The organism is Gluconobacter sp. P5B12, assembly GCF_018812035.1.
Classification (GTDB): Bacteria; Pseudomonadota; Alphaproteobacteria; order Acetobacterales; family Acetobacteraceae; genus Gluconobacter.
The window spans coordinates 226,169-253,110 of record NZ_JACRVV010000004.1 but is presented as its reverse complement, the minus strand read 5'-3'; the positions used below and the strand labels follow the sequence as shown (position 1 = coordinate 253,110).

19 protein-coding genes are annotated in these 26,942 nt (G+C 57.8%); 12 read left to right on the top strand and 7 right to left on the bottom strand.

The genetic code is table 11. The features are described from left to right. Positions 1-108: 108 nt before the first annotated feature. The 3 genes from KP702_RS09645 to KP702_RS09635 are packed head-to-tail and all read left to right on the top strand — an operon-like array spanning position 109 to position 3,218. Positions 109-1,575, top strand: a complete 1,467-nt coding sequence (locus KP702_RS09645; RefSeq protein ID WP_099213195.1) for a S41 family peptidase — start codon at positions 109-111, stop codon at positions 1,573-1,575. 30 nt (positions 1,576-1,605) lie between these two features. After that, on the top strand, positions 1,606-2,709 hold the full coding sequence (locus KP702_RS16175; RefSeq protein WP_202207694.1) for a divergent polysaccharide deacetylase family protein: 1,104 nt from the start codon (positions 1,606-1,608) through the stop codon (positions 2,707-2,709). Further along, a complete protein-coding gene (locus KP702_RS09635; protein ID WP_202207695.1) occupies positions 2,706-3,218 on the top strand; it encodes an RNA pyrophosphohydrolase in 513 nt (170 codons plus the stop codon). The genes KP702_RS16175 and KP702_RS09635 overlap by 4 nt, the downstream gene beginning before the upstream one ends. Here the strand turns inward: KP702_RS09635 and KP702_RS09630 are convergent. From KP702_RS09630 to KP702_RS09620, 3 genes are read right to left on the bottom strand one after another with little or no spacing between them, the layout of a single operon-like run. After that, the gene (locus KP702_RS09630) at positions 3,176-4,930 is read right to left on the bottom strand and encodes an ABC transporter ATP-binding protein (RefSeq protein ID WP_202207696.1); all 1,755 of its coding nucleotides are present in this window, start codon (positions 4,928-4,930) and stop codon (positions 3,176-3,178) included. The genes KP702_RS09635 and KP702_RS09630 overlap by 43 nt on opposite strands. Before the next feature lie 56 nt (positions 4,931-4,986). Beyond that, complete coding sequence (locus KP702_RS09625) at positions 4,987-6,192, bottom strand: CCA tRNA nucleotidyltransferase (protein WP_215768830.1); 1,206 nt, start codon at positions 6,190-6,192, stop codon at positions 4,987-4,989. Beyond that, positions 6,189-6,776, bottom strand: a complete 588-nt coding sequence (locus tag KP702_RS09620) for a DUF1285 domain-containing protein (protein ID WP_215768825.1) — start codon at positions 6,774-6,776, stop codon at positions 6,189-6,191. The genes KP702_RS09625 and KP702_RS09620 overlap by 4 nt, the downstream gene beginning before the upstream one ends. 94 nt (positions 6,777-6,870) lie before the next feature. Between KP702_RS09620 and KP702_RS09615 the strand changes: the two genes are divergently transcribed. From KP702_RS09615 to KP702_RS09595, 5 genes are all read left to right on the top strand, one after another. Continuing rightward, positions 6,871-7,899, top strand: a complete 1,029-nt coding sequence (locus KP702_RS09615) for a MoxR family ATPase (protein ID WP_215768824.1) — start codon at positions 6,871-6,873, stop codon at positions 7,897-7,899. 5 nt (positions 7,900-7,904) lie between these two features. Next, positions 7,905-8,831 (top strand): DUF58 domain-containing protein, encoded by a 927-nt coding sequence (locus tag KP702_RS09610; protein ID WP_215768823.1) that lies wholly within the window; start codon positions 7,905-7,907, stop codon positions 8,829-8,831. Then, complete coding sequence (locus tag KP702_RS09605) at positions 8,828-11,578, top strand: DUF4159 domain-containing protein (protein ID WP_215768822.1); 2,751 nt, start codon at positions 8,828-8,830, stop codon at positions 11,576-11,578. The genes KP702_RS09610 and KP702_RS09605 overlap by 4 nt, the downstream gene beginning before the upstream one ends. Continuing rightward, on the top strand, positions 11,575-13,623 hold the full coding sequence (locus KP702_RS09600; protein WP_202207701.1) for a VWA domain-containing protein: 2,049 nt from the start codon (positions 11,575-11,577) through the stop codon (positions 13,621-13,623). Before KP702_RS09605 ends, KP702_RS09600 begins: the two co-directional genes overlap by 4 nt. Positions 13,624-13,700: 77 nt before the next feature. Next, positions 13,701-14,312 (top strand): ankyrin repeat domain-containing protein, encoded by a 612-nt coding sequence (locus tag KP702_RS09595; RefSeq protein WP_202207702.1) that lies wholly within the window; start codon positions 13,701-13,703, stop codon positions 14,310-14,312. 89 nt (positions 14,313-14,401) lie between these two features. Here the strand turns inward: KP702_RS09595 and KP702_RS09590 are convergent, their stop codons facing one another. From KP702_RS09590 to KP702_RS09575, 4 genes are all read right to left on the bottom strand, one after another. Continuing rightward, positions 14,402-15,487 carry a DNA methyltransferase gene (locus tag KP702_RS09590; protein ID WP_046901202.1) on the bottom strand — a complete coding sequence of 362 codons (1,086 nt, stop codon included), beginning with the start codon at positions 15,485-15,487 and terminating at the stop codon, positions 14,402-14,404. Beyond that, the gene (locus tag KP702_RS09585; RefSeq protein WP_202207703.1) at positions 15,484-16,107 is read right to left on the bottom strand and encodes a ribonuclease HII; all 624 of its coding nucleotides are present in this window, start codon (positions 16,105-16,107) and stop codon (positions 15,484-15,486) included. Before KP702_RS09585 ends, KP702_RS09590 begins: the two co-directional genes overlap by 4 nt. Before the next feature lie 147 nt (positions 16,108-16,254). Then, the gene (locus tag KP702_RS09580) at positions 16,255-16,878 is read right to left on the bottom strand and encodes a DUF4339 domain-containing protein (RefSeq protein WP_202207704.1); all 624 of its coding nucleotides are present in this window, start codon (positions 16,876-16,878) and stop codon (positions 16,255-16,257) included. A gap of 64 nt (positions 16,879-16,942) precedes the next feature. Next, entirely contained in the window at positions 16,943-17,233 is a 291-nt protein-coding gene (locus tag KP702_RS09575; RefSeq protein ID WP_046901199.1) for a CsbD family protein, read from the bottom strand. 290 nt (positions 17,234-17,523) lie between these two features. On the opposite strand from KP702_RS09575, the gene KP702_RS09570 reads away from it, so the two are divergent. From KP702_RS09570 to KP702_RS09555, 4 genes are read left to right on the top strand one after another with little or no spacing between them, the layout of a single operon-like run. Then, complete coding sequence (locus KP702_RS09570) at positions 17,524-18,867, top strand: efflux RND transporter periplasmic adaptor subunit (RefSeq protein ID WP_202207705.1); 1,344 nt, start codon at positions 17,524-17,526, stop codon at positions 18,865-18,867. A 24-nt stretch (positions 18,868-18,891) separates the two neighbouring features. Further along, on the top strand, positions 18,892-22,077 hold the full coding sequence (locus tag KP702_RS09565; protein WP_202207706.1) for an efflux RND transporter permease subunit: 3,186 nt from the start codon (positions 18,892-18,894) through the stop codon (positions 22,075-22,077). Further along, positions 22,074-25,352, top strand: coding sequence for an efflux RND transporter permease subunit (locus KP702_RS09560; protein ID WP_215768821.1), 3,279 nt, complete (start codon positions 22,074-22,076; stop codon positions 25,350-25,352). The genes KP702_RS09565 and KP702_RS09560 overlap by 4 nt, the downstream gene beginning before the upstream one ends. Beyond that, positions 25,352-26,887 (top strand): efflux transporter outer membrane subunit, encoded by a 1,536-nt coding sequence (locus tag KP702_RS09555; protein ID WP_215768820.1) that lies wholly within the window; start codon positions 25,352-25,354, stop codon positions 26,885-26,887. The genes KP702_RS09560 and KP702_RS09555 overlap by 1 nt, the downstream gene beginning before the upstream one ends. Positions 26,888-26,942: the final 55 nt, after the last annotated feature.

The following is a 26,942-nucleotide window of genomic DNA, read 5'->3' as shown; positions in this document are numbered from 1 at the left end:
GCAGGACACTGTAAGATCACGTCTTAACATTTCGGCAACCCGTTTCGCGCTAGTTCACACACTGCAAGAGACGCCGGAAGCACGCCCGTTCCCGAGGATGGAGATCACATGAAGTTCCGTACTGGCCTGTTGCTGGGCACCGCCTTTCTGGCCGGACTGGCTGTCGGACCGGGCGCACTGCGTCTCGTCGGGTCCGCTGGCAGTTTCCCCACCGCCGCCATCGCTCGCGACGTCTCTCACGACAACAGCGCTGAAACCGTTCGCCTCCTAACCCTGCTCGGCACGGTCATGGATGTCGTGAAAGCCGAATACGTCCATCCCGTGACGGACAAAGACCTCATCAACAATGCCCTGGACGGCATGGTTGGTGAACTCGATCCCCATTCGTCTTATATGACCGCCGCCCAGTTCAAGGACATGCAGACCGAGATTTCCGGCAAGTTCGGCGGTCTGGGCCTTCAGGTTCAGGCTGAATCCGGCCATGTGCGCGTTGTGTCTCCAATTGATGGCACGCCTGCCGCACGGGCTGGTATCCAGACTGGTGATTTCATCACCATGGTGGATCACAAGAGCATTGATGGCCTGACGCTTGATCAAGCTGTTCGCAAGATGCGCGGCGATCCGGGAACATCTATCAGCCTGACCGTGGTTCGCCCGAAAACGGGCAAGACACTCACGTTCGACATGAAGCGCGAAATCGTTCACGTCCAGATCGTACGGTCCGCTCTGTACGGCAGCACTGCGTATATTCGCCTGACAGAGTTCGACGATGATCTCGAAGGCGCAATGCATGCCGCCTTTGACAAGCTGAAGGCTGAAGCTGCCAAGAGTCCAGCCCACAAGCTGACAGGTATCATCCTTGATCTGCGGTCCAATCCGGGCGGCAAGCTCGATCAGGCTATTGCCGTCTCTGATGACTTCATCAAGGAAGGAGAAATCGTCTCCATCCGTGGGCGGCATGCTGAAAATAACCAGCGCTGGGATGCGCGCGGCACGGACATCACAAATGGCCTCCCGATTGTGGTTCTGACCAATGGCGGCTCTGCGTCTGCCAGTGAAATCGTGGCCGGAGCGCTGAAAGACCATCGTCGGGCTGTCATTCTGGGTGAAAAGACGTTCGGCAAGGGGTCTGTCCAAACGCTGATTCCTATTGGAGATCAGGGTGCCGTTCGCCTGACAACGGCGCGTTATTACACGCCATCTGGCCGTTCCATCCAGGGACTGGGCATCACGCCTGACATCCCCGTTGCGGAAACCAAGGACGATGACGCCTATGGTTATCGGGAAGCAGACCTGTCCCACATTCTGACCAATGTCGGTGGAAACCGAACAGCAGAAACGCCTCGGACCGATCTACCCCCGATCTCAAAGTCTATTCCGAAAGCTCCGCCGGCAGACTGGCCGAAATTTGATCTGACCAAACCTGCGACGGACTTCCAGCTGCAGCAGGCCATCAAGGTCGTCAACGCCATGGCTGGAATTTCCAATCCTGCACCGGCTGTAGAGCAGGCTACGGAAGTCAAAGCGCCTCCAGCAGACAAAAAGGCCGCTCCTGCACCGGCGCCGACGCACTAACCCGTAGAACGACACAGGACAGCCCAGACCGTGCAGAACCGTCCCGCTTCATCCCGCTCTGGGCTCTGGAGCCGCCTTCCCGTTATCGGGCGTCTTCTGATCGTGTTCTGGGGTGTCGTCCTGGTTGGTGGCACGTCAGCAGCCTTGATGCTTCGGCATCAAACACCTGCTGACGTGCCACCACAAAAAACCGAAACTGCTTTGGCGATACCGTCACACCCGCCAGAAAACACTGCTTCCGGTGAGAGGACATCCCCCCCGGCGACGCCGCTAAATCAGAATTCCAAAGGCGCTCTCAACGCAAATTCATCGGTCTCACCAGTGCAACCTGCGTCAGCTATAAAAACGCCGGAAATGCCGCCCCCGATTGCGCAGACAGCCCATACTGATCTGACAACAATTACAGCTTCAGGCAAAAGCGTTGTGGCCATCGTGCTCGAAGGTTTCGGGTATTCAGACGCCATGACATATGATGTCCTTTCCCGCATCCCTGAGCCTGTTGCGGTCGGTGTGTCACCCTATCTTGGCAATCTGACGGATGTCCTGTCCCGAGCACACGCGGCCCATCGCGAAACTTACGTCACACTCCCCATGCAAAGCGCTCATCCGGAGCAGGTTGACGAAGGCCCTCATGCGTTAGGCTATGGCAATTCGGAAGCGGAAGACCGACAGGAACTGGACTGGTGCCTCTCGCAGGCTAAAGGGGCCACAGGTCTAACCGATGCCTCCGAAGCCGGAGACAGCCAACCGGCAGATGGCTACGCAACTACGCCTGCATTTCAATCTCTGGCAGATACGATTTCCAGTCGTGGCTTTCTGTATATCAGCAGATCTTCGCAGGAAGACCGTCGTATCCGGGGTATGACAGCGTCCACGTGGATCAATGGTGACACAGATGCCAAAACGCTTGACGCAGAATTTTCCGCCCTAGTCCCGGAGGGGGCCAAGCCCACCCATGTTCTGTTGATGATGGGGCCGCTGACACCCGTTGCAATCGACCGCCTTGAAGCATGGTTGAAAAGCCCGGCGGCAGAGCGTTTCATTCTGGTCCCGCCCTCCGCACTTGCCGACAACGGCACGACGGATCATCAGGCATCCATCCAGTCAACAAACATCCAGGCGGCACCCCTATGACCGATTTTTCAGACCTGCCCTACCGCCCAAATGTTGGCGTGGCGTTGTTCAATCGTCATGGAGAGCTCTTCGTCGCCCGTCGCGCCGATCTTCCTGGAGACATCTGGCAATGCCCCCAGGGCGGTATTGATGACGGAGAAGACCCGCGAACTGCGGCCTTCCGTGAACTTGAAGAAGAAACTGGCTGTACGAAGGCGACACTGCTCGCGGAACGGTCAGACTGGCTGTCCTACGATCTTCCTGCTCCCCTGATTGGTCGTGCGCTAGGCGGAAAATTTAGAGGCCAGACACAGAAATGGTTCGTTCTCGGATTTGATGGGGAGGACGGGGATATCCGTCTGGATCTTCATCTCCCGCCCGAGTTCGATACATGGGAATGGATTGCCCCTGAGGATCTTCTTCAGCGCAATCTGGGGTTCAAGCGAGAGCTTTATGAAAAGCTCCTGCCTGAACTCAAAAACCTCTATCAGGCCGCTTCAAGAGACTGGCTTCGGACCAATCGGGCGTAGAGGCCGTTCTTCTTGAGCAGCTCAGCATGAGACCCAGATTCAACCGCTTTGCCTCCATCCATCACAACGATGACGTCGGCAGCCTGCACGGTTGAAAGTCGGTGCGCCACAATAACAGTGGTGCGACCTGTGCGAAGCGTACCGAGAGCTTCCTGCACACGAGATTCACTTTCGGAATCCAGCGCACTTGTTGCTTCGTCCAGCAACAGTACGCGCGGGTTACGCAGAAGAGCCCGCGCGAGAGCAACACGCTGTCGCTGTCCCCCTGAAAGGCGCCGTCCCCCCGGTCCAACACGCGTTTCCAATCCATGTGGAAGATTACCGAGAAAATCAACGGCCGCCATCCGACAGGCGTTTTCGACCTCTTCCCTGCTCGCATCCGGGCGGCCAATCCAGATATTTTCCATGAGAGACATATCGAAAAGTGTCGTGTCCTGACTAACATACGCGATCGCATCACGCAGGGACGATACGCGCACATCCCGAATATCTACACCCTCCAACAGAATACGTCCTGCCGTCACGTCATGCAGACGAGGAATGAGGGAAAGTGCAGTTGATTTTCCCGCACCACTAGGGCCCACCAGCGCCACTGTCTGCCCCGGTTGAACATCTAAGGTCAGACCGGCCAGTCCGACACGCCCATCCTCGTATTCGTAGGATGCCTGCTCAAAAACCAGATGCCCGGTTCCAGACGGGACAGCCTGAGCGTCCATACGCTCGACGACCGCTGGCGGCTCATCAATGACAGCAAAGACACGAGACAGCCCGGCCAATCCTTCCTGCATCGCCGTATTGAGAGAGCCCAGAGCCCGAATTGGGCGCGCCGCCGTCAACAGAGCCGTAATGAAAGCCGTGAAATCGCCAAGGGTGGCTCCCCCCATTGCAGCACGCCATCCAGCGAAGCCAAGTACGACAGCGACAGCAGTTCCGCCGAGAACTTCCAACACGGGATCAACACGCGCACGCCCCTTCGCAATCCGCAGAAACGCTATGTGCAACAGATCCAGGGAATGATCGACGCGCTTACTCTCCCGGCTTTCCATCCGGTAGATGCGCACCTGACGTGCCAAGGCGAAGCTTTCGTTGAGAAGCGCAGAAGTCTCGCCAATCTGCTCCTGCATCCCCCCCGACGCCCGACGAACCTTTTTACCAAGCTTCTGGATCGGCACAGCAGCAACCGGATAAAGCACTAGAGCAATCAGGCTAAGTTCCCAGTCAGCCCAGATCATGGCTGCTACAAGCCCGACCACAGTAACAGCGTCGCCCAGCGCATTCACGACCCGGACCATGGCTTCACGGATCGAAACAGCGTCTGTCGTGAAACGTGCGGCCCACTGAGCAGGTGCTTCGCGCTCAATGCGCGAAATGTCTGTTTGCAGGGCATGTGCGAACATCCGCGACTGAAGCCCACGGATAACAGTCAGTACCAGCCCCTGAACGGCAATTGTCTGCCCGTACTGGGAGGCAGCCTTGAGGGTCGTCACAATCACAACGAGTGCCGGCACCTGGTAGAGAATGCGCGGGTCCTGAGCCGCAAACATGTCTACAGCGCGTTTGATCACCACTGGATAGAGCGCCGTCAGCCCTGCCATCAGAACCGTCAGCACAACCACGCTCACAATCTGGCGCACGTGATGACGCATTTCATCACGCCAGATCCGTCGAATCAGAATCTGGCTGTCTGTATCAAGGGCTGTCTTTCTGCTCATTCGAGGGGGTTTAGCAGGCCTCTGCAAAAGCACGAAACCGCGACGACACCATGTGCCTACTCTGACGCGTCGCCCATCTCATCCAGAAGATACGCCATGCATGCGTCTCGGCCCGGAAGGCACCCCTGGTTCATCCACCATAAACGCCCCTTAGCCAACCACTGCCCCATGCCTGGGCCTGGCATAATCCCGACGTCTCTGGCCTCTTTGCCTCCAAGCGGGAACACAGGTTGTGGTTCCTGCGTCAGACGATCTCGCAGCCTGTTCCATTCAATACTCGGGGCACCAATCAGCGCAGCCTGCAACAACCAGCTTCTTTCCAGCAAAACGGGAAGGTTTTGTTCTACACGTGCTCGCCGGACATCGTCAGCAGACATTGCGGGTGCCAGATTTGGCTGACCAGAATCAAACAAACGCAGCCGATCACGATCCGCATTGGAGAGCCTTAGACGCTCTGCCAAAAATTCACCTTGCCCATGACCGAGAGCCGATAGCCGCAACACTGGATCTTCTGGCGCTTCACAGGCCAAAAGCCGCTTTAACAGAACCAAATTGGATGCAGGGACAATCCGAGCCAAAAGGCCGACATCCTGCATACCCTGCAACGTCTCCTGCAATCTTGGCCCCGTCAGAATCCGCAGCAGCTCTGAGGCAATCCGTTCGGCAGACAAGCCATCAATCAGATCAAGCCGTTCCGCAATCGCCGTGCAGGCCTCATGATCGGGTGTTCCCCTGCCATAGCGGGCATCGAAGCGAAAAAATCTGAGGGCCCGCAGAGCATCTTCCTCAATGCGGCGCCCGGCATTTCCAACAAATCGAACGTGATGGGCTTCAAGATCCTGGCTGCCTTGGAAATAGTCATGCAGCCGATCATGCCGATCCAGAGACATCGCGTTGATGGTAAAATCTCGGCGTGCGGCGTCTTCTTCCCAGCTTTCCGTCCAGACAACAACAGCATGCCGACCGTCTGTCTGCTCGTCACGCCGTAGGGTTGTAATTTCGTACGGCACCCCCCGAATCACAGCCGTCACAGTGCCATGAGATAATCCAGTCGGAATAACCCGGACTCCGTCAGCCTTTAGAATGTCCTGTACGATTTCGGGAGGCTCCGGCGTTGCCATATCCAGATCGTGTACGGAGACGCCGCGCAGCAGATCTCTGACGGACCCGCCAACCAGGCGTGCCTCTGGCAGGAGCCTCCACAACACATCCAGACCGCTCCGGTCATCCAGACGGGCCAGAAGTCCGGATGTCTCCATCATGGTTGGCGGGATAACGGGAAGAAACAGTCCTGACTCCAGACGCCCAGACACGGCTTGCCCTCAACATGGCCCTGCACGGCAAGAGCCGCGAGCTCAAAATGGACGGATCGGCTGATTCGCGCCTGAATCGGGAAATCACCTTCCCCGTTTCTCAAATGAACGTAAGGAATGGCTCCACACTCATCGAGCGGACGGTCCCAGTCACACGCGATAGGGTGTTCCGGCCCCACGCAAACGAGTTCGTCCATATTGGTGCGGAAACAGAGCGTCTGGTGGCGCCCACAGCTTCCCCGAAAGTCCATTTCAACGGCGATATAGGGAACGTCCTCGACCTGAATAACCCCGCTTTCCATGGGCGTTTTCAGCCAGTACGTGCCTTCGCTATCGCGTGTCAGCATGGACGAAAACATGCAAAGCATCGCCTTGCGCGTCACGGGAGACCCCCGATACAGCCAGGTGCCATCCCGGCGAATCAGAAATGGAATTTTCCGGACACCGGCAGAGGGTGCTGCGGCAGCTTCAGCAGGTCCCGTCGCGGGGAAAACGTCAGATGGGGAAGCATCCCGACAATCATGAGCGCTCAATTTTCCCTCCGGTTAAAATGAAAACTTCTCTTCTCACACCAAGTTGGGTGCAATCGAGCCTTGATGAAACCCCCACACCTGTCAGACTGGTGATATGAGCGAGCAGCATTATTCTACCGGCGCCTCCGCCGGAACCCTCCGGGGCGAAGCAGATGTGGCCGAGGCCGATCGTCTGGCCCCTGTTCTCCGCGATGTCCACACAGCTATCGGCAGTATCGTGCTGGGACAAGACCGGGTGATCGAGCAGGTTCTCGTCACGATCCTGTCTGGCGGTCACGCACTTCTGATGGGCGCGCCGGGCCTCGGCAAAACCCTTCTCGTCAACACGGCCTCGCGCGTGCTGGGACTGGATGCCACGCGTATCCAGTTTACGCCTGATCTGATGCCGTCAGACATCACGGGTGCTGAAATCCTGGATCAGGACGTCAACGGACAGCGGGCCTTCCGATTCCTTCCTGGCCCGATCTTCGGACAGCTTGTACTGGCGGATGAAATCAACCGCGCAAGCCCCCGCACGCAGTCCGCCCTGTTGCAGGCCATGGCAGAGCACCGCGTGACGCAGGGTGGCAAGGATTACGTCCTTCCAAGCCCCTTCCACGTTCTCGCAACACAGAACCCGATCGAGCAGGAGGGCACCTACCCGCTGCCAGAAGCCCAGCTCGATCGGTTCATGCTTCGCATTCCGCTGGATTTCCCCAACCGGGACGCAGAGCGCCAGATGCTCCTGCAAACAACGGGGGCTACAACGGCACAGGCTCCGACGCTTCTAAACGCCGAATCCCTTCTGGCAGCGCAGGCCCTCGTTCGTCGGCTGCCTATTGGTGATAAAATCGTTGACGCAATCCTGAGCCTGACGCGCGCCCTTCGTCCAGAAGACCCGTCTGCTTCTTCCGAAGTCCGGGACGCCGTTTCTTTCGGCCCAGGTCCTCGCGCCGCGCAGGCCCTGATGATTGCGACCCGTGCCCGCGCCCTGCTGAACGGCCGTCTTGCCCCCAGCCTGGACGATGTCATCGCGTTGGCCGAACCCGTCCTCTCACACCGTATCGGTCTTGGCTTCGGTGCGCGGGCCTCCGGCGTAACAGTCGAAGCCCTGATCCGCGCGCAGGCTCAAACGATTCTCTGACCCCTGTGAAAAGTCCGATTGAAACGCTCCGGGGCCTGTTCTCCTCCCAGAACAGGCACTCTCCCGCCTCTCTCACGGCACCAGCCGAGCGGCTCGCCCTGCCGGCTCTGCTGCTTCAGGCCGAAAAGATTGCAGCCAGCCTTCAGGCCGGCACACATGGCCGCCGACGCTCCGGAGGCGGGGAAGACTTCTGGCAGTTCCGCCCCTATCATTCTGGGGAACCAGCAACGGCCATTGACTGGCGGCAGTCCGCACGCTCTCCCATCGAAAACACCTTCTGGGTGCGGGAACGGGAGCGGGAAAACGCCCAGTCTCTGCTCGTGTGGTGTGATCCTTCTGCATCCATGGACTGGCGGTCTTCCAACCAGCTCCCCACCAAACGGGAACGTGCTCAGCTCTGTACACTGGCACTGGCCGGGGCGGCTCTCCGCGGTGGTGAACGGGCTGGCCTTCTGACAGGGCCAGAAGCCGGACGCGTTTTTGGTGGAGCTCAGGTGCTCAGCCGGCTTGGCGAAGCTCTCCTTGACTCTTCGACGGATGAACCAGAACTTCCTCCACTAAATGCGCTGTCACCTCAGACAGACCTGGTCCTCATCAGTGACTTTCTTTGGGAAGAAGACCGGATCGAAGCCGTTCTCAAGCATTGTGCCAGTCGGCCTGTCCGCGTCCATCTGCTCTGCATTCTGGATCCCGGCGAGCGTTCCCTGAACCAGACAGGACGAATCCGCTTTTCCGGTCTGGAGGGCGGTGTTCTGACCCTTCCCGCTGTGGAAAGTCTCAATTCAGCTTATGAACACGCGGTCTCAGCGCATCTGGATGCGTTGAAAGCAAGTGCAGCAAACCTGCACGCCGACTGCATTGTGCATGAAACATCGCAGGACCCGCTCCCTGCGTTGCTGGCACTCCACCTCGCCATGGGAAGCGGACGATGATTTTTCTCTCGCCTCTTCTTCTACTTGGTCTGCTGGCACTTCCAGCGCTGTGGTGGCTTGTCCGCGCGACACCTCCGGCCCCGCAGGAGAATTCCTTTCCATCGCTGCTGCTGCTTCGCCGCCTGACGGCGCAGCAGGAGGATGCAGCCCGTTCGCCTCTGTGGCTCCTGATTCTGCGGATTGCCGCAGTTGCACTGGTTATTTTCGGCCTTTCCCGTCCCGTCCTCATTCCACACAGCTCTGGGAAGACTAACAGTCCTGTCCTCATTGTTCTGGATGACGGATGGGCCGCAATCCCGCACTGGAATGAACGCGTTGCAGCGGCTCTTTCCCTTGGACAGTCAGCTCTCCGCAGCGGAAACCCGGTAATACTTGTTCGTGCAGCCCGCTCCCCCGATGGCGCGATGCCGGAGCCTTTCGTCACGAGAGACAGCCACGCTCTTTCGGAACGTCTTGAGCACATGCGCCCTCAGCCCTGGCCGGTTGATCGCGCAGGGCTGGCTGACGAGCTTGGCCATATGGATCTGTCGAACCAACATATTACTCTGCTGTCTGACGGGGTCGCCGCCCCTCATGACGAAGCTCTGCCAAACGCCTTGAGCAAAGCAGAAGCCGTGCAGGATATGCGCTGGAACCCCTGCGATGTTCTACGCCTGAGTGCCAATCAGGAAGCAAACGGCACTCTTCATGCAAAGGTCGAAGGGTTTTCCTGCCCCAGCCGAACAGTCACGGTTCGTGCCGTTGCAGGGAATGGCGGGACCTTGGCGGCGTATCCGGTTCAGGTTGGCGAAGACAAAATACTTCCGCTACCTGCGCTGCTTCGCAATCAGCTGGATCATTTCGCTGTAGAAGGCCTGGCAGGCCCAGCGACAACTGTGCTGAGAGGAGACGCCGGGCATCGTCGCCCCGTTGGTCTCCTTCAGACGCCCGGCGACAACACACCGCTCATTGGTTCAGCATTCTTCCTTAACCATGCGCTCGATACACTCTCGGAGCGCCGAACCGGTGACGCGAGCGCTCTGCTCGGTTCGTCACTTTCCGTCTTGGTGGCCACCGATGGATCCCTGTCTGGCGACCAGACCCGCAACCGCGTTCTGGAGTGGGTCCGCCATGGTGGGATGCTTATCCGCTTTGCTGGGCCGGGCCTTGCAGCCACTCAGTCTTCGCAACAGGATAACGCGCCCGACGACGTACCGGATGCCCTGCTGCCCGTTCCCCTGATGAGCGGTATGCGCCAGCTTGGGGGGCCGATGTCCTGGGGCAAGCCTCAGGCTCTGGAAACTTTCCCCGCCACGTCGCCTTTTGCTGACCTCGCCATTCCGCCAGACGTGACAGTCTCACGCCAGGTTCTTGCGAAGCCGGAAACGGGTTTGCAGGATCACGTCTGGGCCGCCTTGGCAGACGGGACGCCGCTGGTCACGGCACGGTCGGAAGGCAATGGAGAAATTGTCCTGTTCCACATCACAGCCTCTCCAGACTGGTCCAATCTTCCCATTTCCGGCCTGTTCCCACAGATGCTTGAGCGTCTGATCGAGCGCTCCGCGGGTGTGACTGGCACGAGCCCCACCGATCTTGCCCCTTGGCGCACGCTGGACAGCACCGGCGGCCTCACGATGCCGCCCGCAGCAGCCAGATCCGTCAAAGCTAATGCTCTTGCCACCACCGAAGTTAGCGTCACACACCCAGCAGGGCTCTATGGTCCCGCCCGCGGAACACGCCCACTGAACCTGTCCGACCACGCGCCCCCTCTTCGGGAAGAGGCGCTTATGGGAACGCAGCTTACGCCCGAAGGCGCGTCACCAGACCGGCCGCTTGGCCCATGGCTTCTGGCCACCGGGCTGCTGGTCCTGCTTGTGGATTTTGCATTGTCCCTGCGACGGCGTGGCCTGCTTGGCCCTCTGTGTGGTGCACTTGTGGTACTTTCGTTCCAACAGGCCCAAGCTCAGCAACCAGTCCCCTCAGTACTCCCGACAACGGTGCCGCAGGCCGCATTGGAAACCCGGCTGGCCTACGTCATCACTGGCAATGACGATGTGGATACAGCCTCCCGCGAAGGACTTCAGGGGCTGTCTGACTCTACAAGTGCCCGAAGCTCCGCTCTGCTGGGGCACCCTGACGGTGTTGTTCCCGGGAAAGATGATCTGGCGTTTTATCCGCTCATCTACTGGCCCATTACAGCAGACGCACAACCGGATGCCGCTCGCACCAAAGCCCTCAACGCCTTCATGGATCATGGCGGCATTCTGCTGATTGATCAGCAGGGCGCCGGCACGGATATGGATGCAGGATCAGGAGGTGCCGTGAGAGCGGCTCTGAAGCGCGTCACAGACGGACTAACTATTCCTCCTCTTGCCAAACTAACGGACAAACACGTTCTGGGACACACGTTCTATCTCCTCCACAGCGGCTTCCCGGGGCGCGTCAATAGCCAGCCCGTTTATGTGGCTCGCAACGGAGATGAAGCAAACGATGATGTCAGCCCCGTCATCATCGGCAACGGAGACTGGGCCCACGCATGGGCGGTCGATGCGTCCGGCAATCACCCTTACGCCGTTCTTCCCGGCGGTGATGATCAACGCACACAAGCCTATCGCTTTGGCGTCAACATGGTGCTCTACGCCCTGACCGGAAACTACAAGAGCGATCAGGCCCATTACCCGGAAATGCTCCATCGTCTGGGGCAGGACAATCCTGACACGCAAAGCCCCTCCGTTGGCACAGACGAAGACGAGGAGGACGCACCATGACGTTCGACCTTGCCCCCATGCTTCCTCTCTGGCTACTGGCCGCTGTAGCCGCAGTCGTTATTCTTGGCGCCCTTTACGGTCTGGTGCGTGGTGCACGCGGGATGGTCTGGCGTGCATTGGCCGTTCTGATGCTTCTGGGCTGGATGGCTGGACCGCGCTCCCTGCACCCGGTTCTTCGACCTGTTCCACAGGATGCCCTCCTGATCGTGGATCATTCTCCGTCCATGCAGGTTGGGCAGCGTGCGTCTCTCGCAGATCAGACAGCCAATCAGATCACGCAGGATGCAACGCACCTGCCGGGCCTGACACTTCACCGCATTGATGTGCCGGGAGGCGCCGGCCACGGAACGCGCCTGTTTGACGCGATGGATCACGCGGATCTGCCACAAGGTCGTTTTGCCGGAGCCATCGTTGTCACGGATGGCATGGATCATGACGTCCCATCACGGCTTCCAACTCGCTTTCAGGGCCCGAACGGACAGAAACTACCGCTTCATCTGGTTCTGGCGGCGAAGGGAGAAGAAACGGATCGTCGTCTGCGAATTTTGAGCACTCCGCCGTATGCCATTGTCGGCCAGAACGCGACCATTCGCCTTCAGGTGGACGATCTGGGAACGCCTGCCCCGGCGACAGCAACCCTGACTGTGCGTGCGGGAGACGCTCCCGCAACGACCCGAACAATCCAAACAGGCCAGCCGCAGGATATAACCGTTCCTGTCCAGCACCCCGGTGAAACACTGGTTGGCCTCTCCGTCTCAGCCCTCCCGGGCGAGGCCTCTACGCTGAACAACAATGACGTTATTCGCATTCGCGGCGTTCGGGACCGGCTGCGCGTTCTGCTGGTTTCTGGCGTCCCAAACCAGAGTGAGCGCGTTTGGCGCCGCCTGCTGAAAGCGGACCCGTCAGTCGATCTGGTCCACTTCACCATTCTCCGCTCTCCAAGCACAGATGATGGCACACCGCTTTCGGATCTGGCGCTAATACCTTTCCCGATCCGGGAACTGTTTCAGGAAAAAATCCGCAGCTTTGATCTCATCATTCTGGATGGATTTCGTAACAGCAACATCCTGCCGGAAGAGTATCTGACAAACATCGCGGATTATGTTCGCCGTGGTGGTGGCCTGCTTGTCACGGCGGGGCCGGAATTCGTGCAGGATGGCTCCTTGCAGGACACGACACTGGCACAGGTTTTCCCTGCGCATGTGCCAACCGATGGCCTGGTGTCCCAAGCCTTCCGCCCCGTTCTGACAGATCTCGGCAAAGCTCATCCGGTCACTGCGGGACTGGGCAACAGCAATGACTGGGGTCCCTGGTACCGTTCAGCAAAGGTGGACCAGTCACACGGCCAGAATTTGATGAACGGCCCCAATGGCTCACCCCTCCTTCTGCTTGACCGAGTGGATCAGGGACGCGTTGCGATGCTTCTGTCTGATCAGCTTTGGCTCTGGTCACGCAATGAAGGCGGCGGAGGGCCACAAGCTGAACTCCTGCGGCGCCTCTCGCACTGGCTCATGAAAGAACCGGATCTCGAAGAGAACCGGCTAAGTGCCCGCATCGAAAATGGCCAGCTTCTGGTGGACCGTCATGCGCTGGGTCAGACCGCCATAACTCCACAAGCCATGGTGACTCTTCCCGACGGTCACACCCAGCCTATTGCCATGACAGGCGGGAAAGGCCTCTGGCATGGCAGCATGCCGGTAACGGGCGGCGGTATCTGGACAATCCGGCAAGATGGCCTTGTCGCCTTCGCCAGTCCTGCCGCACAGGATATTCTTGAACGGCAGGACCTCCGCGCAACCGCAACAGTCATGGGCGCAACGGCCCAGGCATCGGGCGGAAGCCAGAACTGGGCAGGAATCGGTATTCCTCATCTGCGACAAATCACCACAGGGCAGGATCTATCCGGTTCGGGATGGATCGGCCTGCCAGTCAGTCAAGCGGCCGTGGCCGGGGAAACGCGAACGCAGGACCTCGTTCCAGCATGGCTTGCGCTCGTTCTCGCCCTACTATTCCTTGGCTTTGGCTGGTGGCGGGAAGGACGTTGATATTGCAGCATGTGACAAGTTGCGGACGACGATTCTGGAGACTCGCACAGGACTTCAGATCGCAGTATATTGACCCTATGCGACTGCCCCTCACCCTGCCCCGCCTTCTGCTGATTGCCGCTTTGGCAGCCACACCGACAATCTTCGTGCCCTGGCACTCTGCCCATGCGCAGGATGCCGATGACGCAGAAGCTGAACAGGAAGCGGAAGAATCTGCCAAAAAGGCAGAAGCCCGCAAGGCCGCGAAACGCGCCGCCCCGCCTTCAGCTCTGCCAGGCGCAGAAGCGGCAGATGACGATGCGGGCCATGCACGTGTGGACACGAACCCGACGACGGCTCTCTTTGATGCTATCAATCGCGGTTCGCTGAATGCGTCCAAAGAAGCCTTGAATCGTGGTGCTGACATGAATGGCCACAACATTCTCGATCAGACCCCGCTGGACATGGCGATTGACCTGAATCGCAAAGACATCATGTTCCTGCTGCTTTCCATGCGGACCTACAATCCGGATGGACGCCTGGAAACGAGCGTCAAGGATAGCGGCGTGCAGATGAAAGGTGGCAGCGGTCACCTGACGATTGGCGGCAAAGCCTCGACGGCAATGCGCGCAGCTCCTTCACCCCATTTCGATGAAAAAGGTGGCACCGCGGACCCGGCATCCGGCTTCCTCGGATTTGCGGGGCGCTGACGTCCTAAACCTTCAGAAACAAAAAAGGCCGGAAGGAGAACTCTCCTTCCGGCCTTTTTTATGTCTTGGCTTTCAGAACACGAGAGCGCTTAGCCAACGTTGCGCAAGGCAACGCTCTCCTGACGCAGAATATCAATCGGCACCATTTCTCCGTCCCGCTCGAAGAACCAGAACGTCCACCCATTACAAGAAGGCGCATTGGTCAGCATTGCGCCCAACTTGTGAATGGAACCCCGCTGATTACCCGATACCAGCGTGCCATCTGGTGTGACCGTTGCCTTCAGACGCTTCTGGCGATCGTAAAGCGCCGTTCCGGCAGGCAAGACACCCGTTTCCACAAAGCTCCCGAACGGGATCCGTGGAATATCGCGTTTGGCGGGCGTGACGGCAACATGCTCGGACGTCAGACGTTCCTCGCGGGCTACGCGCTCACGCGCAGCCTTCACATAATCGGGGTGACGCTCAATTCCGACGTAGTGACGCCCCAGTCGCTTGGCCACCGCAGGTGTCGTGCCACTGCCACAGAATGGGTCAAGCACGACATCTTCAACATTCGTGGACGCCACAAGCACACGATGCAGAAGGCTTTCCGGCTTCTGCGTCGGATGCAGCTTCAAACCGTGCTCGTTTTTGAGGCGCTCGTTCCCCGTGCACAACGGCAAGTACCAGTCTGATCGCATCTGAAGGTCATCGTTCAGCGCTTTCATGGCCTGATAATTGAAGCGATAACGGCTCTGCGGGCTCTTGGCCGCCCAGATCATCGTTTCATGAGCATTCGTAAACCGGCGCCCACGGAAATTCGGCATCGGGTTGGATTTGCGCCAGATGATATCGTTCAGGATCCAGAACCCAAGATCCTGAAGAATGGCACCGAGACGAAACACGTTATGATAGGAGCCGATCACCCAGATCGTGCCGTCCTTGTCCAGAATACGATGTGCTTCTGACAGCCACTCACGCGTGAATTTGTCGTACGCCGAGTAATCGTCGAACTTGTCCCAGGCATCATCAACGCCATCAACGACAGTTTCGTCCGGGCGCCGCAGTTCGCCACGAAGCTGAAGATTATATGGCGGATCGGCAAAGATGCAGTCCACGCTGCCATCCGGCAGGGTCTTCATCGTCTCCACGCATTCACCACGCAGGATCTGGTCCACTGGGAGTTCGCCGGTCATGCTGCGTGTGCCTCTGCTTCAATCATGTTTCGAATAGGCGCAAATCCGCGCCTGTGATGGGGCGTCACACCCTGTGTTTTCAGGCCGCTCATATGAACAGCGGTGCCATATCCCGCATTGCGCTCCCATCCATAGGCATCATGCCGAACGGCAAGACGGGCCATCAGGCGGTCTCGTGTAATTTTTGCGATAATAGAGGCTGCCGCGATGGAGAGGCTGATGCCATCTCCACCAATCACCATCTGAATGGGACAGGGCAGCTTGGGCGCGTGCTTGCCATCAACCAGCGCAAGATCCGGCATGCGATCCAACCGGTCCAACGCCCGTCTCATGGCCAGGTGGCAAGCCTGCGCAATGTTGATCTGTTCAATTTCCGTGACGGATGCTGCGCCGACCCCGATCAGGATATTCGAAGCCTGCATCAGTAGATCGTAGGCGACCATTCGCCGTTTCGCTGTCAGTTTCTTGGAATCATCCAGAAGGTGCGACAGCATTTCATCGGGGGGAGAGGTGAACGCGACAGCTGCTGCCACGACAGGTCCAGCCAGAGGACCACGCCCGACTTCGTCGATCCCGACGACCAGCCCTCCGTGGGCCGCTTCAAGGGCGTAATCTGGCATTCCTGAACTTCTCCCCGACCAATCCGGTCAATCAACTGACTACCGAATCGGTTTTGAATCATGGCGACTCGAAAGGGAAGCCCAAAAATGGCTTATTTTTCAGAATAAGTTGTCAAGTGTGCCTCGAAAGACTCTTTCACGTGCCTTTCAGAGGTTTTCCTGCTCACCCTCGCCCTCTGCCGGGCCCTGAGGTGCGCTGGAGGCATGATGCGTGTGGTTCACCTGCTGCTGTATTTCGGGCCACCGGCTGATCGTGTCACCGATGTTGAACACGAGCAGCACGATGCTGACGGCAAGAAGAGATCGCCCTCGTCCGGTGATCTGGCGACGACGCCAGAAATATCCAGGCAGGAACAGCCACCACCAGAAACCTGGAGGTGTAGCGCCCGTTTCCCGGATCGAATTCCGATCCATAAAAAACGCAGTAAAAAAAAGACCCAGCACCAGAAGACTGACGATAGACATCGTGCTCATGCGATCGGCTTCCGCAACATGCCGCCAGTCCATGATGTAAAGCGTCAGGCGCCCCATGATCCACGGACCAACCAGAAGCGCCCAGGCCCAATGCTCTGAAATTTCGGCGGAAGGGCGTATCAGTCCCGTCAATGGTGAAACCAGCCCGGCGGACGATGCCGGACGCCAGGAATCCCCAAAGGTCGGTGTCCAGACCAGCGTCTCCGGACGAATCCGCTGCTGCATGATCAGACGCAGAATTTCTTCACGGGATACGGGCCCAGTCTGCTGCCCGTTATTCTCGTAAAACCATTCCATAGAAAAAAAGCCTCCCGGATTACTCCGGGAGGCTTCTAGCACACGATGTAATGCGTGTGTGAAATCAGCTGCTCTTACGACCGAACAGCAGACCACCGACAATCATGCCAACAACTGTTGCAATGACGATCGAGATAAGCGGACGATCCTGCACAAAAGCCGTCGCAGCTTCGAGCTTCGTCTCGCCTTCGTCATAGAGGTCAGCGAATTCCTGCTGAGCCATGCCAGACAGCTGATCGAACTTGCCTTCAGCCTGCGTGGCGGTGTCGCCCGTCAGACCGCCAACGCCGTCCTTGACCTTGCCCTTGACTTCATCAAGTAGGCCCTCAGCCTTTGTACCTGTCGTATCAGCCATGTCTGTATCTCCTTATCCGGATGTGATCCGTTCCTGCCTTAAACGGCCCACGGACCATCGGGTTTCCATAAGGATATGGTGCGAGCATGAAATGAAGCAAGAGACAGATTGCCTTGAAAAGCAATCTCTTAGCCTTCCATGTTGCGTATTCGTTGCCAAACCTGAACAGGATTTAAGGTCCCGTCATGGCAGCATTGCGTTCACTGCACTATAAGGAAAGAACTGACGGAAGGATGCCGTTTCTCAGGTGCATCCATACCAAAAAGCTGTACGGGAAAGACAGGACTACTATGGACGAGCAGACGGCCGGACCCAGCGACCGCCACCAGAGCATAAACGCCCAGTCCCCCTCCCCAGCCCGACGCCCCCGCCGTCGTTGGCTGCTATGGGGCACGATTGTTCTGGTGATTCTGCTGATCCTTTTTGCAGTCCTGCGGACGCATGGATCCCATTCAGGAAAATCGCACAAAAATGGCGCAGCGGGCGACACTCAGCCTGTTGCCGTTGCCACGGTTCATACAGGCGACATGCCTGTCATCCTGCAACTGATCGGCACAGTCATTCCCGTGACAAACGTGACGATTACACCGCGCGTCAACGGACATATTCTTGATGTGTATTATCAGGAAGGTCAGCACGTTAAAAAAGGCGATGAACTGGAGCTGATTGATCCACGTCCTTACGAGGCAGTTCTTGCACAATATAAGGGTACGCTCGCCGCAGACCGTGCCCAGCTTGAAAAAGCCCGCGTTGATAATGCCCGCTACCAGAAGCTGATCCGTCAGAACTCGACTTCCGCCATGACGGCCCGGGATCAGGAATTCACGGTTCAGCAGCTTGAAGGCACTGTGAAATTCGACGAAGCGAACGTTCGTAACGCCGAGCTGGACGTCATGTACTGCCACATTATTGCGCCGGTTGATGGCCGCGTTGGTATCCGCGTGCTCGACAAAGGCAACTATGTCTCAGCAGGACAATCCGGCGGCCTGACAATCCTGACCCAGATGGAGCCCATCTCGGTCATCTTCACGGTTCCGCAGAACCAGATTGGCCCTGTTGCTGATCGTCTGCGTGAAGTTCAGGAACTTCCGGTCGAGGCCTGGAACAGCGATAACACTCAGAAGATTGCTGACGGCACCGTGAAAGCACTGGACAGTCAGATCGACACGTCCACCGGTACGGTTCGTATGCGTGGCATTTTCGCCAATGAAGACGAGCGGCTGTTCCCGAATGAATTCGTGAATGCACATCTCCTCGTCAATACGCTGCACAACGTCCTTATCGTGCCAGGCAATGCACTCCAGACCGGCCCTGACGGACAGTTCCTGTATGTCGTTCAGCCGGACATGACGGTGAAGGATGTGCCGGTCAAGGTTGGTGAGACGGACGACAGCAACGCCGTCATTCTGTCCGGTGTGAAGACGGGTGATCGCGTCGTGACTGATGGTGTGAGCCATCTGCGTCCGGGACAGAAAATCTCAATCCCCGATACGTCCACGCCGAACACCCAGAACGCCGCTGCAGAAGCCAAGACGGCCGAGACCCATCATCGCCACAGCAATGGCCAGCAGAGCACCGATGCCGCCAAGCGTGGCAATGATCCGTCCGCAGCCGATGTTACCGGCAATCACTGACCGCTCACAGGGAACAGCAAGACCGTGAATCCGTCCCGCCTGTTCATCGAGCGTCCGGTTGCCACCAGCCTCCTGATGTTCGCCATCCTGCTGAGCGGACTGCTCGGCTACCACTTCCTGGCAGTCTCCGCGCTGCCTCAGGTTGAATACCCAACCATTACGGTTTCGACCTATTACCCAGGCGCCGGACCGGACGTGATGAGCACGTCCATCACGGCTCCACTTGAAACGCAGCTTGGGCAGATGCCGGGCCTGGACCAGATGACGTCACAGTCTTCTGGCGGTGCCTCGGTGGTGACCCTGCGCTTCGGCCTCGACATGTCCATGGATGTGGCGGAGCAGGAAGTTCAGGCTGCCATCAATAATGCCACATCATTGCTGCCAACGGATCTGCCAGCACCTCCGATTTATGCGAAGGTCAATCCGGCGGATACTCCGGTCCTGACACTGGGTATCACGTCGAAAACCCTGCCGCTTCCGGAAGTGGAAGATTACGTCAACACGCGTCTTGAGCAGAAGATCAGCCAGATCTCCGGCGTGGGTCTCGTCACGCTGTCTGGTGGCAATCGCAAGGCGTACCGCATTCAGGTCAACATCCCGAAGCTGACATCGTACGGCATCGCGATTGATACCTTGCGCACGATCATTACGACCGTGAACGTCAACTCCCCAACAGGCACATTTGACGGCCCAAAACGCTCTACATCTCTACGCATTGATGGGCAGATCAAGTCCGTCGATCAGTTGATGGACCAAATCATTGCCTATCAGAACAGCGGCCCGATCCGCGTTCGCGATGTGGCTACGGTCGTCGAAGGCGCAGAGAACACTCAGCTGGCGGCATGGTCGAACAAGACCCCTGCCCTGATCCTGAATGTTCAGCGCCAGCCCGGCGCCAACGTGATTGGCGTGGTGGACAACGTTCTGCGCATCCTGCCCCAGCTCAAGCAGGACCTGCCCCCTGGCATCGAAATCACACCGCTGACAGACCGGACAACAACCATCCGTGCCTCTGTTGACGATGTTGAATACGAGCTGGGTCTGTCCATGCTGCTCGTGGTCGGCGTCATCTTCGTCTTCCTGCGCAATGTCCCTGCCACAATCATTCCCAGCCTGTCGGTCCCGCTTTCGCTGGTGGGCACCATGGCGGCAATGTACCTGCTCGGGTTCTCGCTCGATAACCTGTCGCTGATGTCCCTCACCATTGCCACAGGCTTTGTGGTGGATGACGCCATCGTGGTGATCGAGAACATTGCCCGCTACGTGGAAGCCGGCGAAGATCGTTACACCGCTGCCCTGAAGGGTGCTGGCGAAATCGGCTTCACCATCATCTCGCTAACAGTTTCGCTGATCGCAGTGCTCATCCCACTGCTGTTCATGAAGGATGTCGTGGGACGCTTGTTCCACGAATTCGCCATGACGCTCTCCATCACGATTGTCATCTCGGCCATTGTTTCCATTACGCTGGTTCCAATGATGTGCGCGCGGATGCTGACGGATACGCATGCCCCCTCCAAGAGCCGTGGGTTCTGGGGCCGCCTGTCCGATGCAACGGAACGCGGCATCAATGGCATGATTGCCTTGTACGGTCGCTGGCTGGACGTGGTTCTGCGGTTCCGTGGCCTGACACTTCTGGTCACGCTCGGAACAATTATCCTGACGGGCGCACTGGCCTACACAATCCCGAAAGGCTTCTTCCCAACGCAGGATACAGGCGTTGTGCAGGGCATTTCCGTCATGTCCCAGGCCATTTCCTTTAATGGCATGAAGGAGCGTCAGGCCGCTTTGGGGGCAGAGATCCTCAAGGATCCGGATGTGGCCAGCATTTCCTCTTTTGTGGGAATTGACGGCCAGAACATGACGCTGAACGTCGGCCGTTTTCTGATTAATCTCAAGGCACGGGATGAGCGCACCTCTGACCTGACAACCATTCTTCAGCGACTGGGTCAGGTCGGCCAGAATGTCATCGGAACGCAGCTGTTTGTTCAGCCGATTCAGGATCTGTCTCTGGATTCCTCGATTTCGGCCACACAATACCAGTTCATGCTGGAGAACCCGGATTACGACACCTTCAAGACCTGGGTTCCCAAAATTGTCGACGCGCTGAAACAGGAGCCTTCCCTGTCGGATGTCACGTCCGATCTGCAGGCTGAAGGTCTGGTTGCCCAGCTCTCGCTCGACCGTGCAACGGGTGCCCGCTATTCCATCACACCGCAGACGGTCGATAACCTTCTGTATGACAGTTATGGCCAGCGTCAGATCTCAACGATCTACACGCAGGCCAACCAGTACCGCGTCATTTTGGAAGCGCTTCCGGATCTTCAGAACGACCTGACATCTCTCAATCAGCTATACCTGCCGGGGATTTCATCCGAAGCGGGCAGCAGCACCTCCGGCCCGACACGTCAGCCGACTTCCGGGTTGGTCCCGCTGAAGCAGGTTACGACGATCAGTCATAGCCTTGCCCCCCTTCTCATCAGTCATTACGGCCAGTTCCCAGCCACGACGATCTCTTTCAACGTCTCGAAAGGGTATTCGCTCGGTGCGGCAACGAGTGCCATTGAACGGGTTGAGAAGCAGCTTGGCCTTCCCCCGGCATTCGAAACCGCGTTTCAAGGCACAGCCGCAGCTTTCCGCTCGTCTCTGACGAACGAGGTCTGGCTTGTTATGGCTGCGGTCATCGCGGTCTACATCGTTCTGGGTATTCTCTATGAGAGCTTCATCCACCCCATCACCATCCTGTCCACGCTGCCATCCGCTGCTATCGGCGCGCTGATTGGCCTGTACCTGTTCGGTATGGACCTCGACATCATGGGGATCATCGGCATCGTGCTGCTGATCGGCATTGTAAAAAAGAATGCCATCATGATGATCGACTTCGCACTCGAGGCTGAGCGACTGGAAGGGCACACACCGCTCGAAGCCATTCGCCAGGCAGCCCTCCTGCGTTTTCGTCCGATCCTCATGACGACGCTGGCCGCTTTGTTTGGTGCCCTGCCTCTCATGCTGAGCCATGGCGTCGGCTCCGAACTGCGCCGCCCCCTCGGCGTGGCGATTGTGTGTGGCCTGATGCTGTCACAGATGCTGACCCTGTTCACCACTCCGGTCATCTATCTGTTCATGGACGGCATCGGCCGTAAGACGCGGACGCTGATGCAGCGCTATCATGCAGGCCGGGCGCAAACTCCAAGCACGCACAGCAACCCGTGAGGCTGATCCGCCTTTTCGTCATGCGGCCAGTTGGAACGATCCTTCTGGCCGTCGCGCTCCTGATCGGCGGCATCCTGGGCTATTTCAGCCTGCCCGTCGCCGATCTGCCGAACGTAGACTTCCCGGTCATCATGGTGATGGCGAACCAGCCTGGCGGTTCTCCGTCCGAAATCGCCAGTACAGTGGCAGCCCCGCTGGAGCGGCATCTGGGTGCGATTTCGGGCGTTACGGAGATGACGTCTGAATCAACGGTCAATCAGACGCGCATTACTCTTCAGTTTGACCTCTCCCGCGACATCAATGGTGCCGCACGAGACGTCGAAGCTGCACTTCAGGGCGCACGCCAGGATCTTCCCTCCACTCTGCGCACAAACCCGACTTACGACAAAGCCAACTCCAACGGCCCCCCGGTTGTTGCACTGACGCTGACGTCCAGCACAAGGACGCCACAGGAGCTTTATGAGTTTGCCAGCAACGTTCTGATTCAGCAGCTCAGTCAGGTTGAGGGTGTGGGCGAAGTCGAAATCCGCGGCAGTTCCCTCCCCGCGGTTCGTGTAGAACTGAATCCTCTCCGCCTGTTCCGCTATGGCATTGGTTTCGAAGATGTTCGCGCGGCACTTGCATCGGCCAATGCTCACACGCCGAAGGGTTTCATTGACTCCCACGGCACGCGTCTCATGCTGTCAACGAACGATCAGGCCAGCAAAGCCGTTGATTACCGTGGGCTGGTCGTCGCCTATCGTGACAGCCAACCTGTTCGCCTGACAGACGTCGCGGAAGTCAATGACAGCGTTGAAGATCTACGCCAGACAGGCTTCCTCAATGGTCAGCGCGCCATCATCTGTACAGTGTTCACACAGGGTGGCGCCAACGTCATCAAGACGGTTGATGGTATTCGCAAGCGCCTTCCCATTCTTCAGTCGGCAATGCCGGGCAACACCCATATCAACGTCCTGATTGACCGTTCCAAGACAATCCGCGCCTCCCTGAACGATACAAAACAGACCCTCATCATAGCCGTAGTGCTGGTCGTGGTCGTTGTCCTGCTGTTTCTGCGCAGCCTGTCCGCCATTCTGATTCCAGCGATTGTCGTCCCGATTTCGATCATCGGAACGTTTGGGGTCATGTCGCTGCTGGGTTATCAGCTCGACAATATGTCTCTGATGGCCCTGACAATCTCCGCCGGCTTCGTTGTGGACGATGCCATCGTCGTGCTTGAGAACATTACCCGTTATATGGAAATGGGTCATGAGCGGGTGGAAGCCGCCATCCTCGGGGCAAGCGAGGTTGCCTTTACTGTTTTATCCATCACCATGTCCCTGATTGTGGTTTTCGCTCCCATCATGTTCATGGGCGGCATTGCGGGTCGGCTATTCCATGAGTTCGCGATGGTCATGGTTATCACGCTGACCATCTCCATGGTGCTGTCCCTCTCCCTCACCCCGATGCTCAGCGCCCTGATCCTCAGTTCTGCGCCCGCAGCCTCCCAGGGCTTCTGGGGCAGAATTGGTTCCATGCTTGAATGCATGATCGACCGGGTCGCCAAAGGGTATGAACAGTCACTCGGATGGAGCCTTCGGCATCCGTTCCTGATCGTTATGTCCTTGCCAGCAACACTGATTTTGGCCGGTGTTCTCTTTGTGAAAATGCCCAAGGGCTTCTTTCCGTCTGAAGATACCGGGCAACTCATGGGGCGTCTCGTCGCCGATCAGTCCGTGTCCTTTCAGTCCCTGAAAGACATTACGGCCCGCGCCATGAAAGTCGTCGCAGCAGACAGGGATGTTGCGGGGGTCATGGGCGGCGCAGGCGGGCGCTCGGCCAATTCCGCCAATCTTTTTGTCGCCCTGAAATCCAAGGAAGAGCGCAAGGACGATCTGGCTGCGACGGTTCAACGCATCAACCGGGCCTTCTCGCACGTTCCAGGCGCGCAACTCCGCCTTATGGCTCCTGGGGCAGTCCGTATTGGTGCGCGCTCGGGAGACGCAGCCTATCAGTACTCGCTGGAAGGCCCATCTGCCGAAGAGCTCTATGAGTGGACGCCTAAAATTGTCGCGGCGCTTTCAAAAATTCCTCTGCTGATGGATGTTTCATCCAACGTGGAGGAAGGCGGTCAGGCCATTGCCATTGCGATCAATCGGGATATGTCCTCCCGGTATTCCATCACGCCCCAGCTGATTGCGAATACACTCTATGACGCGTTTGGTCAGCGTTCAGCTTCCGTCATTTACGGGAATCTGAACCAGTATCATGTGGTAATGGAAGTCGCTCCGCGATACTGGGAAAGCCCCGAAACGCTGAAACAGATGTGGGTTAGTGCCTCTGGTGGAACCGCCGCAGGCGGCACGTCTTCGAATAACCTGCGTGTTCGAGCCGACACCACAACCAGCACGCTCTCTCAGAGCGAACAGTCTTACATCAACTCCGTAGCGAATGCTTTGGCAGGTGGAAAATCCGCGTCTAGCGGTGCAGCTGTTGCCACTAGCGTTTCCAACATGGTGCCGCTCTCAGTGCTTGGATACCAGCGCGCAACAAACACGGCCCTGACGGTCAACCATGATGGGCTTTCAGTTGCAACGACTGTGTCTTTCAACCTTGCGCCAGGAGCGTCCCTCGGGCCTGCCGTTCAGGCTGTTGAAGCCGCTATGGTCAAACTGCATGTTCCACCAACCATTCATGGTGGGTTTGCTGGCAACGCCGCTGCCTTCCAGAAGTCTGTCAGTGATGAACCTCTGCTGATCCTTGCGGCTCTTGCTGCGGTCTACATTGTTCTGGGTATGCTTTATGAGAGCCTCATTCATCCCCTGACGATCCTGTCCACGCTCCCTTCCGCTGGCGTCGGCGCCCTTCTCGCTCTCCAGTTGTTCGGGCAGGAGTTCTCACTCATGGCGATGATTGGTGTTATTCTTCTGATTGGAATCGTCAAAAAGAACGCGATCATGCTGATCGATTTTGCGCTCGTGGCGCAGCGTGAGGGCGCGACAGCTTTTGAGGCCATCCAACAGGCAAGCGTTCTGCGGTTCCGCCCGATCCTCATGACGTCTCTGGCTGCAGCCTTTGGGGCCGTGCCTCTCGTCTTCGGAAATGGATATGGCTGCGAACTGCGCCGCCCGCTTGGCATCGCCATTCTGGGTGGACTGATGGTCAGCCAGCTTCTCACGCTCTACAGCACGCCCGTCGTGTTCCTATATCTCGATCGTTTTGGAAAGATGCTCGGCCGCGCCCGGCATAACTTTGCCATTCTGCTTCACATCTCGCCCCGGGAAACGGAAATCTGATGACCGTCCTTCGTATGCCTTCCCTGCGTACTTTTCTGCTGGGAGCAGCAGCCGTGCCTTTCCTGAGTGGGTGCATGGTTGGACCGAATTACCATCGTCCTTCGGCAGTCATTTCTCCACACTTCAAAGAAGTGCCGCCGCCAGCCGGCTGGAACAAGGCGCGCCCTGATCTGGTTCAGATGCCCAAAGGCGACTGGTGGACCATCTTCAATGATCCGCTTCTCAATGATCTGGAAGAACGCATCGCGACATCCAATCAGAGCTTGAAGGAATACGAAGCACAGTATCGCAAAGCCGCGGCGACAATCGATTCCATCAAGGCGAGCCTGTACCCCACACTGAGCGGGAATTTTAGCTTCAACAGGAATTCGCAGGGCAGTAGTGCCTCAAGCACCAGTGGTGGTTTCACCTACACCTCATCACAGTCCTACACGAGCAACACTTGGGCAACCGGTCCATCTGCAAGCTGGACGGTTGATGTCTGGGGAAAAATACGGCGGCAGGTTCAGCAGCAGGTTGCTGCAACGCAGGGCGACGCCGCACTGGTTGCCAGTATGCGGTTGTCCTACCAGCTGACACTGGCGCAGGACTATTTCAGCCTGCGATATCAGGACAGTTTGGTCGATCTCTATACGCGCAACGTGGGCCTATACCGGGACAATCTCAAAATTCTTGAAAACCAGCTTGAGGCAGGCGTTGCTGACCCAACAAGCGTTCTGCAGGCCCGGTATCTTCTGCAATCCACCGAAGCCAGCCTCGCCAATGCTCATATTGCCCGCGCCCAATATGAGCATGCCATTGCAATGCTGACCGGTCGCGCACCGGCAGACGTGACGATCGCTCCAGCATTGCTTCCCAAGGAGATTCCGGCAGCTCCTGTAGCCGTTCCTTCCATGATCCTTGAACGCCGACCGGACGTCGCTCAGGCTGAGCGCAACATGGAAGCCTATAATGCCGAAATCGGATATGCGATTGGCGCGTTCTTCCCGGAAATCACGCTCTCTGCATCTTATGGTTATAGCGGTAATCCACTCCAGCAACTGATCCAGACCGCTACCCGTACCTGGGGCCTGGGCGCGGCTGCCACGGAAACAATCTTCCAGGGCGGCGCGCGAACTGCTGCTGTCCGTGAAGCCGAGGCAGACTACGATAATGCTGTTGCAACATATCGACAGACCGTTCTTGCAGCCATGCAGGACACGGAAGATCAGATGTCGAATCTGCATTACCTTGATCAGCAGCTAGGACTTCAGAACCAGGCCGTTGCAAGTGCCCAGGCTGCCGTACGGGTCTCCATGAATGAGTATCTCGCCGGAACCCAGATTTATACGACCGTCATTACAGCACAGCAGACCGCTCTTCAGTATGAAGAGAGCCAACTGAGCATTCGCCAGCAGCAATTCAATGCTGAAGTTGCTCTGCTGACTGATCTTGGCGGCGGCTGGAATGTAAAAGACCTCCCAACAAAGGCCTCTCTTCAGACCGACAACCCTTTGCTTCCCTCTTTCATCCAGAAAGACAAAAACGGACGCTGAAAACAAAAAGGGCGGGATTTTCATCCCGCCCTTTTTTATGCCCTCATCCGGCGAA